Origin of the sequence: Aurantimonas sp. HBX-1 (genome assembly GCF_021391535.1) — a bacterium.
In the GTDB taxonomy this organism is placed as follows: Bacteria; Pseudomonadota; Alphaproteobacteria; order Rhizobiales; family Rhizobiaceae; genus Aurantimonas.
In genome coordinates, this window is the sequence record NZ_CP090066.1 from 3762511 (window position 1) to 3775986 (window position 13476).

Consider the following 13476-nt stretch of genomic DNA (forward strand, 5'->3'; position numbering starts at 1 on the left):
AGGAAGCCGCATGGCGAGATCCCACAAGCGCAGTTTCGCCGTGATCGGCCTCGGTTCCTTCGGCTCGACCGTGGCCACGGCGCTGGCCGCCAGCGGCGACGACGTCCTCGGGATCGACCTCGACGAGGAGCGGGCCGGACGCTACGCCCGGGACCTGTCGCAGGTGCTGATCCTCGACGCCCGCGACGAGGACGCCCTCAAGGACGCCGGCCTTGCCGACTACGACGTCGTCGTGGTGGCGATCGGGGAGGACCTCGAGGCGAGCATCATCTGCACGATGAACCTCAAGCTCGTCGGGGCGAAGTGCATCTGGGTCAAGGCCTTCTCCAAGACGCATCACCGGATCCTGTCGCGGATCGGCGCCGACCGGGTGATCCAGCCGGAACGCGACATGGGCCTGCATGTCGCCGAGACCCTGCACACCCCGTTCGTGTCGGATTTCATGAGCGTCGGAAACGGGTTCCACGTCGTCACCATCGTCGCCCACGACATCATGGCCGGGCGATCGTTGCGCGAGCTGCGGAACCTCGCCGGCGACAGCGTGCAGCTGCTCGAGGCCATGCGCGGCTCGCAGCATCTCTCGCACGGCAAGGACGACGTGCTCATCGAGGAGGAGGATCGCCTGCTGCTGCTCGGCCGAAGCGAGGATCTCCGCCGCTTCACCGACATGTTCTGATGGCGATCTTCCTTCGCGAGCGCCGACGGCCGAGCATGCTCAACCTGCCGCCGCCGGCCATCCTGATCATCATCTATGCCGGGCTCGTCGTCGCGGGAACACTTCTGCTGAAGCTGCCCTTCGCCAGCAACCTGCCGACGGACTGGATGACCGCGCTGTTCACCGCCGCCTCGGCCGTGACGGTGACGGGGCTGGTCCTCGTCGACACCGGCTCGCATTTCACCTTCTTCGGCCAGTTCGTCATCATCGGGCTCATCCAGCTCGGCGGGCTCGGCCTGATGACGTTCGCGGCCTTCGTCCTCAGCGTCTTCGGCATGCGCGTGCCGCTCCGCCAGCGCCTCGTCCTGAGCGAGGATCTCAACCAGACCGATCTCGGCGGCCTGCTCGATCTCGTCGGCATGATCCTTCGCGTCGTCGTCGTCTTCGAGGCGATCGGGGCGCTGCTGCTCGCCGTCACCTTCGTGCCGGAACTCGGCTGGCGCGACGGCCTGTGGAACAGCGTCTTCCACTCGATCTCGGCCTTCAACAACGCCGGCTTCGCCCTCTATCCGGACAGCCTGTCGCGCTGGGTCGCGGATCCGGTCGTCAACCTGACCATCCCGGTCCTCTTCATCGTCGGGGGCATGGGCTACGTCGTCCTGGCCGACCTCTGGGAGACCCGCAACTGGCACGGATTGTCGCTGCATTCGAAGCTGATGCTGACCGGCACGCTGGCGCTCGTCGTGCTGGGGGTCGCCGCCGTCGCCGTGCTGGAATGGCGAAATCCGCAGACCCTCGGCGGCATGCCGCTGGAGGCCCGGCTCTGGGGGGCATGGTTCCAGGGCGTGACGACACGCACCGCCGGCTTCAACACGATCGACATCGCCGCGCTGCACGACAGCACGTCGCTGACGATGATCGCCCTGATGATGATCGGCGGCGGCAGCACGTCGACCGCGGGCGGCATCAAGGTCACGACCTTCATCGTGCTCTGCCTCGCCACCGTCGCCTTCCTGAAGCGACGCGAGACCGTCTCGGTCTTCGGCCGCAGCCTCGGCGCGGAGGAGGTACTGAAGGCCCTCGCGCTGGCGATGCTCAGCGTGGCGATCCTCGCGATGGCGCTGTTCGTCCTGTCGATCGCCAACGACATCGTCTTTCTCGACCTGCTCTTCGAGGTCGCCTCCGCCCTCGGCACGGTCGGCCTGTCACGCGGCGCCACCGGGCAGTTGGGTCCTTTCGGCCAGGTCGTCATCATCGCGGTGATGTTCGTCGGCCGCGTCGGCCCGCTGTCCCTCGGCTTCTTCCTGGGAACGCGGCCGGTGGCCCGCATCCGCTACCCGGCCAGCCGCGTGTATCTGGGGTGAGGGGGAGAGGCGGACTGTCCGGCGGTCACCACGGGACGGCGACCGCCCCTGCCCCCACCCCCATCACCGGCTGATCCTGCACGGCCGCTACGTCTGCAAGGCCCGCAAGCCGGAGTGCCCGGCCTGCATCATCGCAGATTTGTGCAAGGCGGCGGCGAAGTGTTGCGACGTGCCCGCACCGCTGGTGGAGCTGGGCGTGGGACGCGGTGGCGGGGGTGGGGCCGGCCAATAGGCGCGAGGGCGAGCGCTCAAAGAAGTACATCCATTAACGGCATCAGCCGATCGGCGCCTTCATGCCTTGCCGCCAGAGCTAGTCTATGGCCCCATGACTCGATCTTTGTCGGGGCTTCACGTGCGCATTCTCGTCTTCCTCTGCTCGCTGTTCGTCTTTCTCGCCGTCGGCGCCGGGGCCCCCGGTCCGGCCCATGCGGAAGTCAGGACCTTTGGCCCATTTTCGGTGGATGACGCCCAGCCGAATGTCGTCCGCCTCGACGGCGACATCGACGGGGGCGCAGCGCTGAATTTTCGTCGGGCGCTGACTGCGGCTCCGAATGCAGAGCTGCTCGTCTTGAACAGCACCGGCGGCCTTGTCTCGATGGGACTGCTGATTGCCGACGATGTGCACACGAGGAAGCTGGCCACGCTGATCCCCGACGGCTCGGGCTGCTACTCCGCCTGCGCCCTGATCTTTCTCGCGGGCGTCGAGCGTCGCGCCGATGGCGAGCTCGGCGTCCATCAGATCTCCTCTGACACCGCTGACCTCGTCAGCGCGCAATACTCGATTTCGGACATGCTCGACGTCCTGAACCGCTTCGACACGCCGATCGAGGTGCTGACGATCATGTTCAAGACCCGGCCGGAGGACATGCATGTCTTCTCGCAAGCCGAGATCGACCGATACCGGATCAATCGCACCGCTGAGAGCCCGCCCGAGAGCCCTGCCGATGAGACCGTCCTTGCTCAACCGGACGCATCACAGGATCCCATCGATGCACCGGCCGACGCCGAGGCTTCGGTAGCGGAGCTCGAACGGAAAGGACCGGAGCTCGACAACGCGTCGCTCTCCAAGCTTTCGGCATTGGAGGCATACACCCGTCGTCCGACGCGGCTGGCGCTCTATAGCGGCCTCGACTTCTTCGGAGAGGACATCGCCTCGATGCGCGTTGCCGACGGAGCGGCGTGCGCGGCCGAATGCGTGACCATGAGCGATCGTTGCCGCGCCTTCACGTTCAACACGGACGACCGCATCATACGCGGGCCGAACTGCTTCCTGAAATCAGACCCCGGCATACGCGACGGTAACGGCGTGGCGATCTCGGGCGAGCTCCTGCGCGCGTCCGACCCATCCCCGAAGGCCTTTTCGATGGGCGTCATCGACCCGGGGACGGACCTCTACGAGAATATCGACATCCCGGGCGGGGACCTGTCACCGCGTCCGTATGCCGAGGCGGCGAACCCGTTTCAGTGCCGGGTCGCCTGTGTCGCCAGCGATCGGTGCGTCGCCTTCACCTACGTCAAGCGCAGGAACGAGTGCTGGCTGAAAGGAAGCGTCGGCCAGCCGCGAACGATGCAAGGCGTCGTCAGCGGCGCCAAGCGGATGCAGACGTTCGAGGCGTCGACGGTTATCGACCTCGATTAGGTCGAGATGGCAGGACCGAGGCGCGGTAAGCCTCGACAGAATGGCAGCATCGGGCCTCGCGGACGACGAAACCGGCGGTCCGGCCCTCGACCAATCTTTGTCCGTCGCTACTAAAAGGAAACCGCTCAAGTCGGACCTGTCACTCGCTGCTTCGGATGATATCCGTCGCAGCAGTCAGCTGCGGAAGCTTCCTTCCGTCGGCCGCTCTGCGGCGGACACCGCGCGAAGCGTGCGGTACTGTCTGGGGCTGAGGCCGGTTTCCCGCCGAAAGACCATCGCGAAGTGGCTGGGGCTTTCGTAGCCCACGGTCATGGCGACGTTGATGACCGGTTCGTCGGTGTCCCGCAGCAGGGCCTTCGCGCGCTCGACCCGGCGAAGGACGAACCAGCGCGACGGGCTTTGTCCCATCGTGTTGCGGAACGCCCGGCTGAAGTGGAAGCGGCTCATCAGGCACAGACCCGACAGCTGATCGAGATCGAACGGCGCCGCCAGATGCGCTTCCATGTGATCGACCGCCCTTTGCAGCTTCCAGTTCGGAAGTTGAGCCGTCCTTCTCTCGGTGGCTGCGCTCGTCGCGCGGTAATGGCGCAGAAGGTGCACGGTCAGGCTGTCGAGAAGCCCTTTCACGAACAGAGGGCTGGCCGGATGCGAGGCCCGCAGTTCGTTGACGAGACCCGCCAGGATACCGGACACGAGGGCGTCCCGGCCGCCCGACACTTCGCGCATCCGGAGCCGGGACGGCCGGAGGTCCAAAGACAGGGCGGCGCGGTTCACGAGATCCGACCCGAGATACAGGTGCATCACCTCGAACGGGTCCTCCGGCCCTGCCTGCCAGCGCATCAGGTACGGCGCGTCCGCCTGGGTCAGATAGAACGAACCCGGCCCGACCACGCCGCCGTGCCATTCGCCGTCGAGATCGCGCTCCTCTATCCTGGCGTCACCCGATATGACCCAGACGAGCAACGGTTCGGCCACGGCCGGCACCAGCACCTCGTCTTCGTGCCGGGCGCGGCGGAATATCTGGGCCTCGACGTCCTCCCAGGCCCTGCCGGCACTCTGCGCGACCTTGTGACCGCGAATGTGCTGCTCCAGGGAGTGGCTGGCCGAGTGCAGGGATGATCGACGCCGGTCGGGCATGGGTGCAGAGGGCCTTTCGGCGACGGGGACAACCATTTTCCGGCTTGGCCGGACCCGCGCCACGGGGGCAGTCATCCACCGGGCGCAGTTTCGCGCAAGATCGCGATAGTCTTAGCAAGGCCGCGGGCGAAGCGACAGGGCAGTGTCGCTAGCTTCTCCTTCGACGTCCGAACCGATCCCGGTGGACGATAAAAAGGAGAAGATCATGGATATCAAAGGCAAGGTCGCCCTCGTCACGGGCGCATCCAGTGGCATCGGCGCTGCAACCGCGCGCAAACTCGCCGCAGAGGGCATCGCCGTCGGACTGGCGGCGCGGCGCCGCCAGCGGCTCGACGCTCTGGTCGAGGAAATCACCGCCGCCGGCGGTCAGGCCGTGGCGCTGGAATGCGACGTCACCGATCCCGCCTCCTGCCAGGCGGCGGCCGACGCACTCGTCGCGCAATTCGGCCGGATCGACATCCTGGTCAACAACGCGGGCCTCATGCCGCTCTCGGATGTCGACAGCTTCAAGGTCGACGAGTGGCGCCGCATGGTGGATGTGAACGTCTCCGGCGTCCTCAACGCCGTGGCCGCCGTCCTGCCCCAGATGATCGCGCAGCAATCGGGCCACATCTTCAACATGTCGTCGATCGCTGGACGCAAGGTGTTCAAGGGCCTGACGGTCTATTGCGCGACCAAGGCGGCGGTCACGGCGTTTTCCGATGGGCTGAGAATGGAAATCGGGCCGAAGCACAACGTCCGCGTCACCTGCATCCAGCCGGGCGCGGTCCGTTCGGAGCTCTACGACCACATCACCGACGCCAACTACCGCCAGCAGATGGACGATCTGGCGGCCACGATGACCTTCCTGGAGGGCGAGGACATTGCCGACACGATCCTCTTTGCGCTGAGATCCCCCGCGCGCATGGATGTGGCCGAACTGTTCGTCATGCCGACCGAACAGGGGTGGTAACCACTGGCAGCCGCCGGCTCTGGCCGGCGGCTGCATTACAGAGCGAGCTCAACATAAAAGTTCGGCAGAACCTCGCCCACACCCACCCTTCCGCCCCCGCCGCCTAACCTGCTATGCCCCGGCGATGAACGCCCCCGCCCCAAGCAGCGCCGTCTATGGCGCGCCGCCCGTTGATCTCGTGGAGGTGCCCGAGGGCGCCGTGCAGCTGTCGCCGCTGCGGCCCGGTGCCGAGGCGCTGGAGGCGCTGCCGGATGCCGCGCTGGAGGCGATCGTCGTCGCCGCCCCGCCCGGCTCGATCGAGCGGCGCTTCGTCCTGGCGCAGGCGCTGAGGGCGCTCGCCCCCGGCGGCGCGCTGACGGTGCTGGCGGCCAACGACAAGGGCGGCCAGCGCCTGCGCGGCGAGCTCGAAGCCTTCGGCTGCAGCGTCGCCGAGCGCTCTAAGGCCCGCCAGCGCATCTGCACCGTCGCTCGGCCGGACGCGCCGACCGGGCTCGACGCGGCGATCGCGGAAGGCGGGCCGGTCATGGTCGAGGGGCTCGTCTCGCAGCCGGGGATCTTCTCGTGGAACCGCGTCGATCCGGGAACGTCGCTGCTGCTCGCCCATCTGCCGAAGCTTGCGGGCCGCGGCGCCGATCTCGGCGCCGGGCTCGGCATCATCGCCAGAGCGGTGCTCGCCGCCCCGTCCGTCACGGAACTGACGCTGGTCGAGATCGACCGCCGCGCCGTGGAAGCCGCAAAGGCGAATGTCGCCGACGCGCGGGCGCAGTTCCTCTGGGCCGATGCCCGCGAGACGGCGCTTTCCGATCTCGACTTCGTCGTCTCAAACCCGCCCTTCCACGCCGAGGGGATCGAGGATCGCGGCCTCGGCCAGGCCTTCATCGCCGCCGCCGCCCGCATGCTGCGCCGCGGCGGTTCGCTGCATCTCGTCGCCAACCGGCACATGCCCTACGAGGCGGTGCTGCGGGCGAAGTTCAAGAGCGTGAAGACCGTCGTGGACGTCTCCGGCTACAAGATCTTCGAGGCCCACAAGTGAAGGTGCCGACCGCGCGGCTCGACCGGCTCATCGCCAACATGGGCTACGCCTCGCGCCGCGAGATCCAGGCGCTGGCGAAGAACGGCCACATAACCCTCGACGGCGCCGCGCTCACCGCCGCCGACAGGCGGATCGCGCTGACGCCCGACCTCGAGACCCGGCTGGTGGTCGACGGCGAGGCGCTCGATCCGCTGCCGGGCTTCGCGCTGATGCTGAACAAGCCGCTCGGCGTCACCTGCTCGCGCAAGGAGGCGGGGCCGCTGGTGTACGACCTCCTGCCCGAGCGCTGGCGCCGGCGCGACCCGGCCATCTCGACGGTCGGCCGGCTCGACAAGGAGACCTCGGGCCTCCTGCTGATGACCGACGACGGCGCGCTGCTGCACCGGATCATCTCGCCGAAGCGCCACGTCGCCAAGCGCTACCGCGTCGGCCTCGCCCGGCCGATGACCGGCGGCGAGGCGGAGCTCTTCGCCGCCGGCACGCTGATGCTGGACGGCGAGGACAAGCCGCTCGCCCCGGCGGAACTGGAAGTCGTCGGGCCGCAGGAGGCGCTGCTCACGGTGCACGAGGGCCGCTACCATCAGGTGCGCCGGATGTTCGCCGCCGCCGGCAACCATGTCGAGACGCTGCACCGCGAATCCATCGGCGGCCTGTCGCTGCCCGCCGACCTCGCCCCCGGCGCCATCCGCCGCCTGAGCGAAGCCGACCTCGCCGCGATCTTCGCGGCCGGCGGCGGCTGACCGTCGGGAGCGGCCCGCCGGGCGCCGAAGACGCCGAGCGCTCCGGCCCGGCCCTGGCTCCTAACGGACCGGCCCCCTGCCGCCGTCGAGGTCTTCCCGCGCCACAAGCGGCGCCGCGGGCGCCCTGCCGATCAGCCCGCCCTCCTTCCTGGCGACGCGCTGGTGGAGATGCACCATCAGCGCCGCGGCGAAGAGCGGCGTCAGAAGGTTGAGCAGCGGCACGGCGAGGAAGCCGGCGATGACGAGGCCGGCGAAGAACACCGTCGTGCCGTAGCGGCTCCTGAGCGCCTTGGCGTCGGCCTCGGACCGGTATCGCAGCGCCGCGAACTCGAAATATTCCCGCCCCAGAAGGTAGCCGTTGACCAGGAAGAAGGCGGCGATGTTGACGCCCGGCACCAGCAGCAGGGCGAAGGCGAGCAGGTTGCCGAGGATCACCACGCCGAAGAACTTTATCGACAGGACGAGGCCCGGCAGGATGGCCATCGCCTCGCCCTGCGGCGCCTCCGGATAGCTGTCGCGCTCGACCACTTCCGCTACGTCGTCGAGGAACAGGCTGGCGATCACCGCGCTGACCGGGCCGATCAGGAAGGCGAGCAGCACCGCCAGCGCCAGCCCCGCGGCCCAGCCGGCGAGCGTGCCGGCCTGGTCGACCCAGGCGGGCGCGTCGGGGAAGAGATTGGCCAGGAACGGCAGCGCCAGCCATTCGAACAGCCAGCCGACGCCGAACCACAGGGCGATCAGCACGACGGCGGCAAGGCCCAGCGTCTTCCACAGCGCCGCGCGGAACGGGGCGGAGAAGATGTCGCGGAAGGCGAGGGCGGCGGAAGTGAGGATCATCGGGCTCTCCTGGCGTCCCGGGGCAGATAGGCGCCCCGCCCTGCGCCCGCAACGCCGCGGCCTCCGCGGCTTCCGGCGCTGGCCATGCGCCGCCGCAGCCTCTAGAAGGGCGGCAATTCACCAGCAACGGAACGGATCATGGCCGAATACGACGTGCTGACGATCGGCAATGCCATCGTCGACATCATCTCCCGCACCGACGACGAATTTCTCGAACGCGAGGGCATCCAGAAGGGCGGCATGACGCTGATCGACGCGGCAAGAGCCGAGCATCTCTACGGCGCCATGGGCCCGGCCATCGAGACTTCCGGCGGCAGCGCCGGCAACACCATCGCCGGCCTCGTCAGCCTCGGCGGCACCGGCGCCTATTTCGGCAAGGTCAGCAACGACCAGCTCGGCGACATCTTCAAGCACGACATCCGCTCGCTCGGCGTCCACTTCGCCACCACCCCGCTGGAGGGCCACCCGCCGACGGCGCGCTCGATGATCCTCGTCACCCCGGACGGCGAGCGCTCGATGAACACCTATCTCGGCGCCTGCGTCGAGCTCGGCCCGGAGGACATCGACCCCGCCGTCGTCGCCGCCGCCAAGGTCACCTATTTCGAAGGCTATCTCTGGGATCCGCCGCGCGCCAAGCAGGCGATCGTCGAGGCCGCCGGCATCGCCCATGCCAACGGCCGGGAAGTCGCGATGACCCTGTCGGATTCCTTCTGCGTCCACCGCTACCGTGACGAGTTCCTGGAACTGATGCGCTCGGGCACGGTCGACATCGTCTTCGCCAACGAGAGCGAGGCGATGTCGCTCTACGAGACCGAGACGCTGGAGCCGGCGCTCGACCTCCTGGCGAAGGACGTCAAGGGCTTCGCCATCGTCACCCGCAGCGAAAAGGGCTGCATCGTCATCGACGGCGACACCCGCATCGCGGTGCCGGCGACCGCCGTCGACCAGGTGGTGGACACGACCGGCGCCGGCGACATCTTCGCCAGCGGCTTCCTGCGCGGCTACACGTCGGGCCTCGATCACGAGAAGAGCGCCCAGCTCGGCGTCGCGGCGGCCGGCCACATCATCGGCCAGATCGGCCCGCGCCCGCAGACCCCGCTGGTGCGCCTGCCGGAGGTGGCGGCCCTGCTCCAAGGCTGAGACTCGCCGCGCGGCATCTGCCGCCCCAGTTTCCGTCCCGCCGCCGCGACCGGCGGCGGGTACTCACTCTTCCGGGGATCGAGATGCTGAACTGGGGAATCCTCTCCACCGCCAAGATCGGGCGCGAGCGCCTGATCCCGGCCATCGCCGAGTCGCGCAACGGCTCGCTCGCCGCCATCGCCAGCCGCGACGGCGAGCGCGCCTTCGAGGTCGCGGCGACCTACGGCATCCGCCAGGCGCTGGGCAGCTACGAGGCGCTGCTCGCCTCGCCCGACGTCGAGGCGGTCTACATCCCGCTGCCCACCGCCCAGCATGCCGAATGGACGCTGAAGGCGATCGCCGCCGGCAAGCACGTGCTGTGCGAGAAGCCGATGGGGATGAATGCCGGCGAGATCGCCGAGATCGAGGCAGCCGCCGAGGCCGCCGGCGTCGTCGTCGCCGAGGCCTTCATGGTCACCTACCACCCGCAGTGGCTGACGGTGCGCGACCTGCTCGCGGCCGGCGCCGTCGGGCGGCTGCGGCACGTCGAGGCGACGTTCAGCTACCACAATGTCGATCCCGCCAACATGCGCAACCGGCCGGAGCTCGGCGGCGGCGCGCTGCGCGACATCGGCGTCTATCCGCTGGTCACGGCGCGCTTTGCCACCGGCCTCGAGCCCGAGCGGGTGCGCGCCACGATCGGCATCGATCCGGAATTCGGCACCGACAGCTTCGTCACCGGCACGGTGGATTTCGGCGACTTTTCCATGAGCCTCACGCTCGGCACGGGCCTCGCGCATCGCCAGATCATGGTCTTCCACGGCGAGGACGGCGTTATCGAGATGGCCGCGCCGTTCAATGCCGGCCTCTACGACGCCGACAGCGTCACGCTGCACGACCGGCCGCGCCGCAAGGCGGAGATCTTCCGCTTTCCCGGCGTCAACCAGTACCGGCTGCAGGTCGAGGCCTTCGCCGACAAGGTGCGGGGGCGCGAGGCCGAGCTGTTCCCGCTGGCATCCAGCCGCCGCAACCAGGCCGCCATCGACGCCCTGTTCGAGGCCGGCCGCACCGGCGACTGGGTCGACGTTTCCCGCTGAGCCTGCCTTCAAATCGGCTCATCGCGCCGGCAGGGTCGGCACCCGGCTGCGGCGACGCGGCCGGGAGAGAACCCGGCAAGGCCCGCAAGGCTCGGACCATGCGCCGACGCTAGCCTCGCCGCGAGAGACCGACAGGGAAGACCGCAGATGATGGCGACAGGACGAATGGCCGGGCGGATCGCCGCCGCGCTGCTGGCACTCGTCGTCGGCGCCGGCGCCGCTGAAGCCGAGCCGCCGGCCAAGGAGCTGTTCGCCGCCCGGACCAGTCCGGCCGCGCTGGCCCCGGAAAGCATCGGCTTCTACTCCAAGGGCTGCCTCGCCGGCGCCGCGGAGCTCGCGCCGGACGGGCCGCACTGGCAGGCGATGCGGCTGTCGCGTCAGCGCCGCTTCGGCCATCCGACGACCATCGCCTTCCTCCAGCAGCTGTCGGAAGAAGCCGCCCGGCGCGGCATCTGGCCGGGGCTGCTGGTCGGCGACATCTCGCAGGCCCGCGGCGGCCCGCTGCCCTACGGCCACGCCTCCCACCAGATCGGCCTCGACGCCGACATCTGGCTGCAGCCGATGCCGGCGCAGCGGCTGACTCGCGAGGCGCGCGAGGATTTTCCCTTCCGCTCGGTGCTGCGGGAGGGCACGCTCACCGTCGACGACCGTATCTGGACCGACAACTACCGCGACCTCATCCGCCTCGCCGCCGAAAGCCGCGAGGTACAGCGCGTCTTCGTCCATCCGGGCATCAAGAAGAAGCTCTGCGAGACGGCCGGCCGCGACCGCGCCTGGCTCAACAAGGTGCGGCCGATCTACGGCCACCACGAGCATTTCCACATCCGCCTGCGCTGCCAGCCGGGATCGGACGGCTGCACCCCGCAGGCCTCGACCGGCAGCGGCGACGGCTGCGACGAGCTCGGCTGGTGGTTCAACGTGGCGCTGAAGCCGCCGCCGCCCAACGCCAAGCCGGGCAAGCCGAAGCCGCCGCTGCGGCTCGCCGACCTGCCGAACCAGTGCCGCGTCGTGCTGAACGCGCCGGCCACCGGCTCCGGTAATCCGGTCATGGCGGCCGCGCCCCGCGACGCCATCCCCGCCGTCCTCTCCTACGCCCCGATCGCCTCGGTGCCGATCCCCACCAGCCGCCCTATACAGTAGTCGCGGACTCCGCCGATCGCACGACCGTCGGCGATCGGGCGCGCCGACCGTGTCGGCCGATCTCCCCCCTTGTGGGGGAGATGTCCGGCAGGACAGAGGGGGGTCCACGCCCTGTCGGCCCTACCGATAGGCACCCGGAAAGGCCCCTCTCGAAAACCCTCGACACGCAGTAATCCCCGCCCCTCCCCGCCGCCCCCATACTCTCCCCATCGCCGCCCAGGCGGGCACGGACGATCGCCGGGATCGGCCGGGGCGGCGAGCGGTGTCCGCGACGGACGCGCCTTCCGGAGGCGCGCCCGGCCCGGACGGTTTCGAGGCGCCGCCGGACCGTCTCCCACCACGAGGAGGCTGCGGATCGGTCCGCTTGACCGGGGACACCCGGGAAGAGCCGGCCGCCAGCGCTCCCTGCCCGCGGCGCGGTGGCGTCGCATCACGGCGGGGAAGCGCTCATTCGGAACCGCAAAGACATCGCGCGGATCGCCGGGGGCGTGCCGCAATTTACATTCTTCCGAGGGCGTGCCCTCGGCGATCCGCTGCTCCGCGCGCGGGCAGCCAGACTGACGCCAGCCGCCGGCCCGGCAGCAACCGGGCGCGGCGCCGCTCCCGCGCGCCCCGTCGGTCCGGCGCCCGAATTCTTCCGACCCGTGGAAATTTTGCGTCGCGCTTCGGGAAGCGCTATGGACGGGCCTACTCCCAACCCAGACAGGCGGGCAGCAATGGCGGAGCGACGCGGCGGCAACGACGCCCTGAATTTTCCGATCCTGATCGGCGATATCGGCGGCACCAACGCCCGGTTCGCCATTCTCGTCGACGCCTATGCCGAGCCGAAGATGTTTCCGGTCGTCCAGACCGCCGACTTCGAGACCATCGACGAGGCGATCCAGGCGAGCGTGCTGGACAAGACCTCGATCCAGCCGCAATCGGCGGTGCTCGCCGTCGCTGGCCCGGTCGACGGCGACGAGATCGACCTCACCAACTGCCCCTGGGTGGTCCGCCCGCGCCAGATGCTGGCCGGCCTCGGGCTCGGCGAGATCATCGTGCTCAACGATTTCGAGGCGCAGGCTCTGGCGATCTCCTCGCTGCCGGCCACCGCCCGGACCCAGATCGGCGGCGGCACCGTCCACGAGGGCGCCAGCCGCGCCGTGCTCGGGCCCGGCACCGGCCTCGGCGTCGCCGGCCTGGTGCGGGCGCGCGGCATGTGGATCCCGGTCGCCGGCGAGGGCGGCCACATCGACCTCGGCCCCCGCACGCCGCGGGACCTCTCCATCTGGCCGCATCTGAAGACCATCGAGGGGCGGGTCTCGGCGGAGCAGATCCTGTGCGGGCGCGGCCTGGTCAATCTCTACCAGGCGATCGCGGCGGTGAACGGCACCGACCCGCAGCTCGCGACGCCCGCAGAGATCACCGACGCGGCGGTCAACCGCCGCGACGCGGCGGCCGGCGAGGCGGTCGACCTGTTCGCCACCTATCTCGGCCGGGTCGCCGGCGACATCGCGCTGATCTTCATGGCACGGGGCGGCGTGTTCATCGGCGGCGGCATCTTCCAGCGCATCATCCCGATCCTCAAGGCGGACGAGTTCCGCGCCGCCTTCGAGGACAAGGCGCCGCACAGCGCGCTGCTGCGCGACATTCCGCTCTACGTGGTGACCGAGCCGCTGGCGGCGCTGGCGGGGCTTGCCACCTTCGCCCGCACGCCGCGCTTCTTCGGGCTGGAGACCACCGGCCGGCACTGGCTCGCCGCCCCCGGCACCTGACCCTGCCGC

General features: G+C 69.4%; 12 protein-coding genes and 1 pseudogene. 11 read left to right on the forward strand and 2 right to left on the reverse strand.

Annotated features, from left to right (window positions below; translation table 11 throughout):
• Window positions 1–10 precede the first annotated feature (10 nt).
• The 4 genes and pseudogenes from LXB15_RS17800 to LXB15_RS17815 all read left to right on the forward strand — a co-directional run bounded on the left by LXB15_RS17800 (window position 11) and on the right by LXB15_RS17815 (window position 3658).
• Window positions 11–676, forward strand: coding sequence for a TrkA family potassium uptake protein (locus tag LXB15_RS17800; RefSeq protein ID WP_233949714.1), 666 nt, complete (start codon window positions 11–13; stop codon window positions 674–676).
• Window positions 676–2019: a TrkH family potassium uptake protein gene (locus LXB15_RS17805; RefSeq protein ID WP_233949715.1), complete on the forward strand. Its 1344-nt coding sequence runs from the start codon at window positions 676–678 to the stop codon at window positions 2017–2019. The genes LXB15_RS17800 and LXB15_RS17805 overlap by 1 nt, the downstream gene beginning before the upstream one ends.
• Before the next feature lie 55 nt (window positions 2020–2074).
• A pseudogene (locus LXB15_RS17810) lies at window positions 2075–2251 on the forward strand (hypothetical protein); the annotation flags it as partial.
• Window positions 2252–2371: 120 nt separating this feature from the next.
• On the forward strand, window positions 2372–3658 hold the full coding sequence (locus LXB15_RS17815) for a PAN domain-containing protein (RefSeq protein ID WP_233949716.1): 1287 nt from the start codon (window positions 2372–2374) through the stop codon (window positions 3656–3658).
• Between the two features lie 174 nt (window positions 3659–3832).
• Here LXB15_RS17815 and LXB15_RS17820 read toward each other — a convergent pair whose 3' ends face one another.
• Window positions 3833–4795 carry an AraC family transcriptional regulator gene (locus tag LXB15_RS17820; RefSeq protein ID WP_233949717.1) on the reverse strand — a complete coding sequence of 321 codons (963 nt, stop codon included), beginning with the start codon at window positions 4793–4795 and terminating at the stop codon, window positions 3833–3835.
• 205 nt (window positions 4796–5000) lie between these two features.
• Between LXB15_RS17820 and LXB15_RS17825 the strand changes: the two genes are divergently transcribed.
• From LXB15_RS17825 to LXB15_RS17835, 3 genes are all read left to right on the forward strand, one after another.
• Entirely contained in the window at window positions 5001–5747 is a 747-nt protein-coding gene (locus LXB15_RS17825; RefSeq protein WP_370640128.1) for an SDR family oxidoreductase, read from the forward strand.
• A 124-nt stretch (window positions 5748–5871) separates the two neighbouring features.
• Window positions 5872–6780 carry a class I SAM-dependent methyltransferase gene (locus LXB15_RS17830; protein WP_233949718.1) on the forward strand — a complete coding sequence of 303 codons (909 nt, stop codon included), beginning with the start codon at window positions 5872–5874 and terminating at the stop codon, window positions 6778–6780.
• Window positions 6781–6782: 2 nt separating this feature from the next.
• The gene (locus tag LXB15_RS17835) at window positions 6783–7520 is read left to right on the forward strand and encodes a pseudouridine synthase (protein WP_233953232.1); all 738 of its coding nucleotides are present in this window, start codon (window positions 6783–6785) and stop codon (window positions 7518–7520) included.
• Window positions 7521–7580: 60 nt separating this feature from the next.
• Here LXB15_RS17835 and LXB15_RS17840 read toward each other — a convergent pair whose 3' ends face one another.
• Window positions 7581–8357 (reverse strand): sulfate transporter family protein, encoded by a 777-nt coding sequence (locus tag LXB15_RS17840; RefSeq protein WP_233949719.1) that lies wholly within the window; start codon window positions 8355–8357, stop codon window positions 7581–7583.
• A gap of 138 nt (window positions 8358–8495) precedes the next feature.
• On the opposite strand from LXB15_RS17840, the gene LXB15_RS17845 reads away from it, so the two are divergent.
• The 4 genes from LXB15_RS17845 to LXB15_RS17860 all read left to right on the forward strand — a co-directional run bounded on the left by LXB15_RS17845 (window position 8496) and on the right by LXB15_RS17860 (window position 13467).
• On the forward strand, window positions 8496–9497 hold the full coding sequence (locus tag LXB15_RS17845; protein ID WP_233949720.1) for an adenosine kinase: 1002 nt from the start codon (window positions 8496–8498) through the stop codon (window positions 9495–9497).
• Window positions 9498–9580: 83 nt separating this feature from the next.
• On the forward strand, window positions 9581–10573 hold the full coding sequence (locus LXB15_RS17850) for a Gfo/Idh/MocA family protein (RefSeq protein ID WP_233949721.1): 993 nt from the start codon (window positions 9581–9583) through the stop codon (window positions 10571–10573).
• 147 nt (window positions 10574–10720) lie between these two features.
• Window positions 10721–11713: a penicillin-insensitive murein endopeptidase gene (mepA, locus tag LXB15_RS17855; protein WP_233949722.1), complete on the forward strand. Its 993-nt coding sequence runs from the start codon at window positions 10721–10723 to the stop codon at window positions 11711–11713.
• Window positions 11714–12429: 716 nt separating this feature from the next.
• Complete coding sequence (locus LXB15_RS17860) at window positions 12430–13467, forward strand: glucokinase (RefSeq protein WP_233949723.1); 1038 nt, start codon at window positions 12430–12432, stop codon at window positions 13465–13467.
• The last annotated feature ends 9 nt before the right edge of the window (window positions 13468–13476 follow it).

Bases quoted from the DNA above. Each gene is read 5' to 3' on its own strand.
- LXB15_RS17800 (WP_233949714.1), top strand. From the start codon at position 11: ATGGCGAGATCCCACAAGCGCAGTTTCGCCGTGATCGGCCTCGGTTCC.
- LXB15_RS17805 (WP_233949715.1), top strand. From the start codon at position 676: ATGGCGATCTTCCTTCGCGAGCGCCGACGGCCGAGCATGCTCAACCTG.
- LXB15_RS17820 (WP_233949717.1), bottom strand. From the start codon at position 4,795: ATGCCCGACCGGCGTCGATCATCCCTGCACTCGGCCAGCCACTCCCTG.
- LXB15_RS17825 (WP_370640128.1), top strand. From the start codon at position 5,001: ATGGATATCAAAGGCAAGGTCGCCCTCGTCACGGGCGCATCCAGTGGC.
- LXB15_RS17830 (WP_233949718.1), top strand. From the start codon at position 5,872: ATGAACGCCCCCGCCCCAAGCAGCGCCGTCTATGGCGCGCCGCCCGTT.
- LXB15_RS17840 (WP_233949719.1), bottom strand. From the start codon at position 8,357: ATGATCCTCACTTCCGCCGCCCTCGCCTTCCGCGACATCTTCTCCGCC.
- LXB15_RS17845 (WP_233949720.1), top strand. From the start codon at position 8,496: ATGGCCGAATACGACGTGCTGACGATCGGCAATGCCATCGTCGACATC.
- LXB15_RS17850 (WP_233949721.1), top strand. From the start codon at position 9,581: ATGCTGAACTGGGGAATCCTCTCCACCGCCAAGATCGGGCGCGAGCGC.
- mepA (WP_233949722.1), top strand. From the start codon at position 10,721: ATGATGGCGACAGGACGAATGGCCGGGCGGATCGCCGCCGCGCTGCTG.
- LXB15_RS17860 (WP_233949723.1), top strand. From the start codon at position 12,430: ATGGCGGAGCGACGCGGCGGCAACGACGCCCTGAATTTTCCGATCCTG.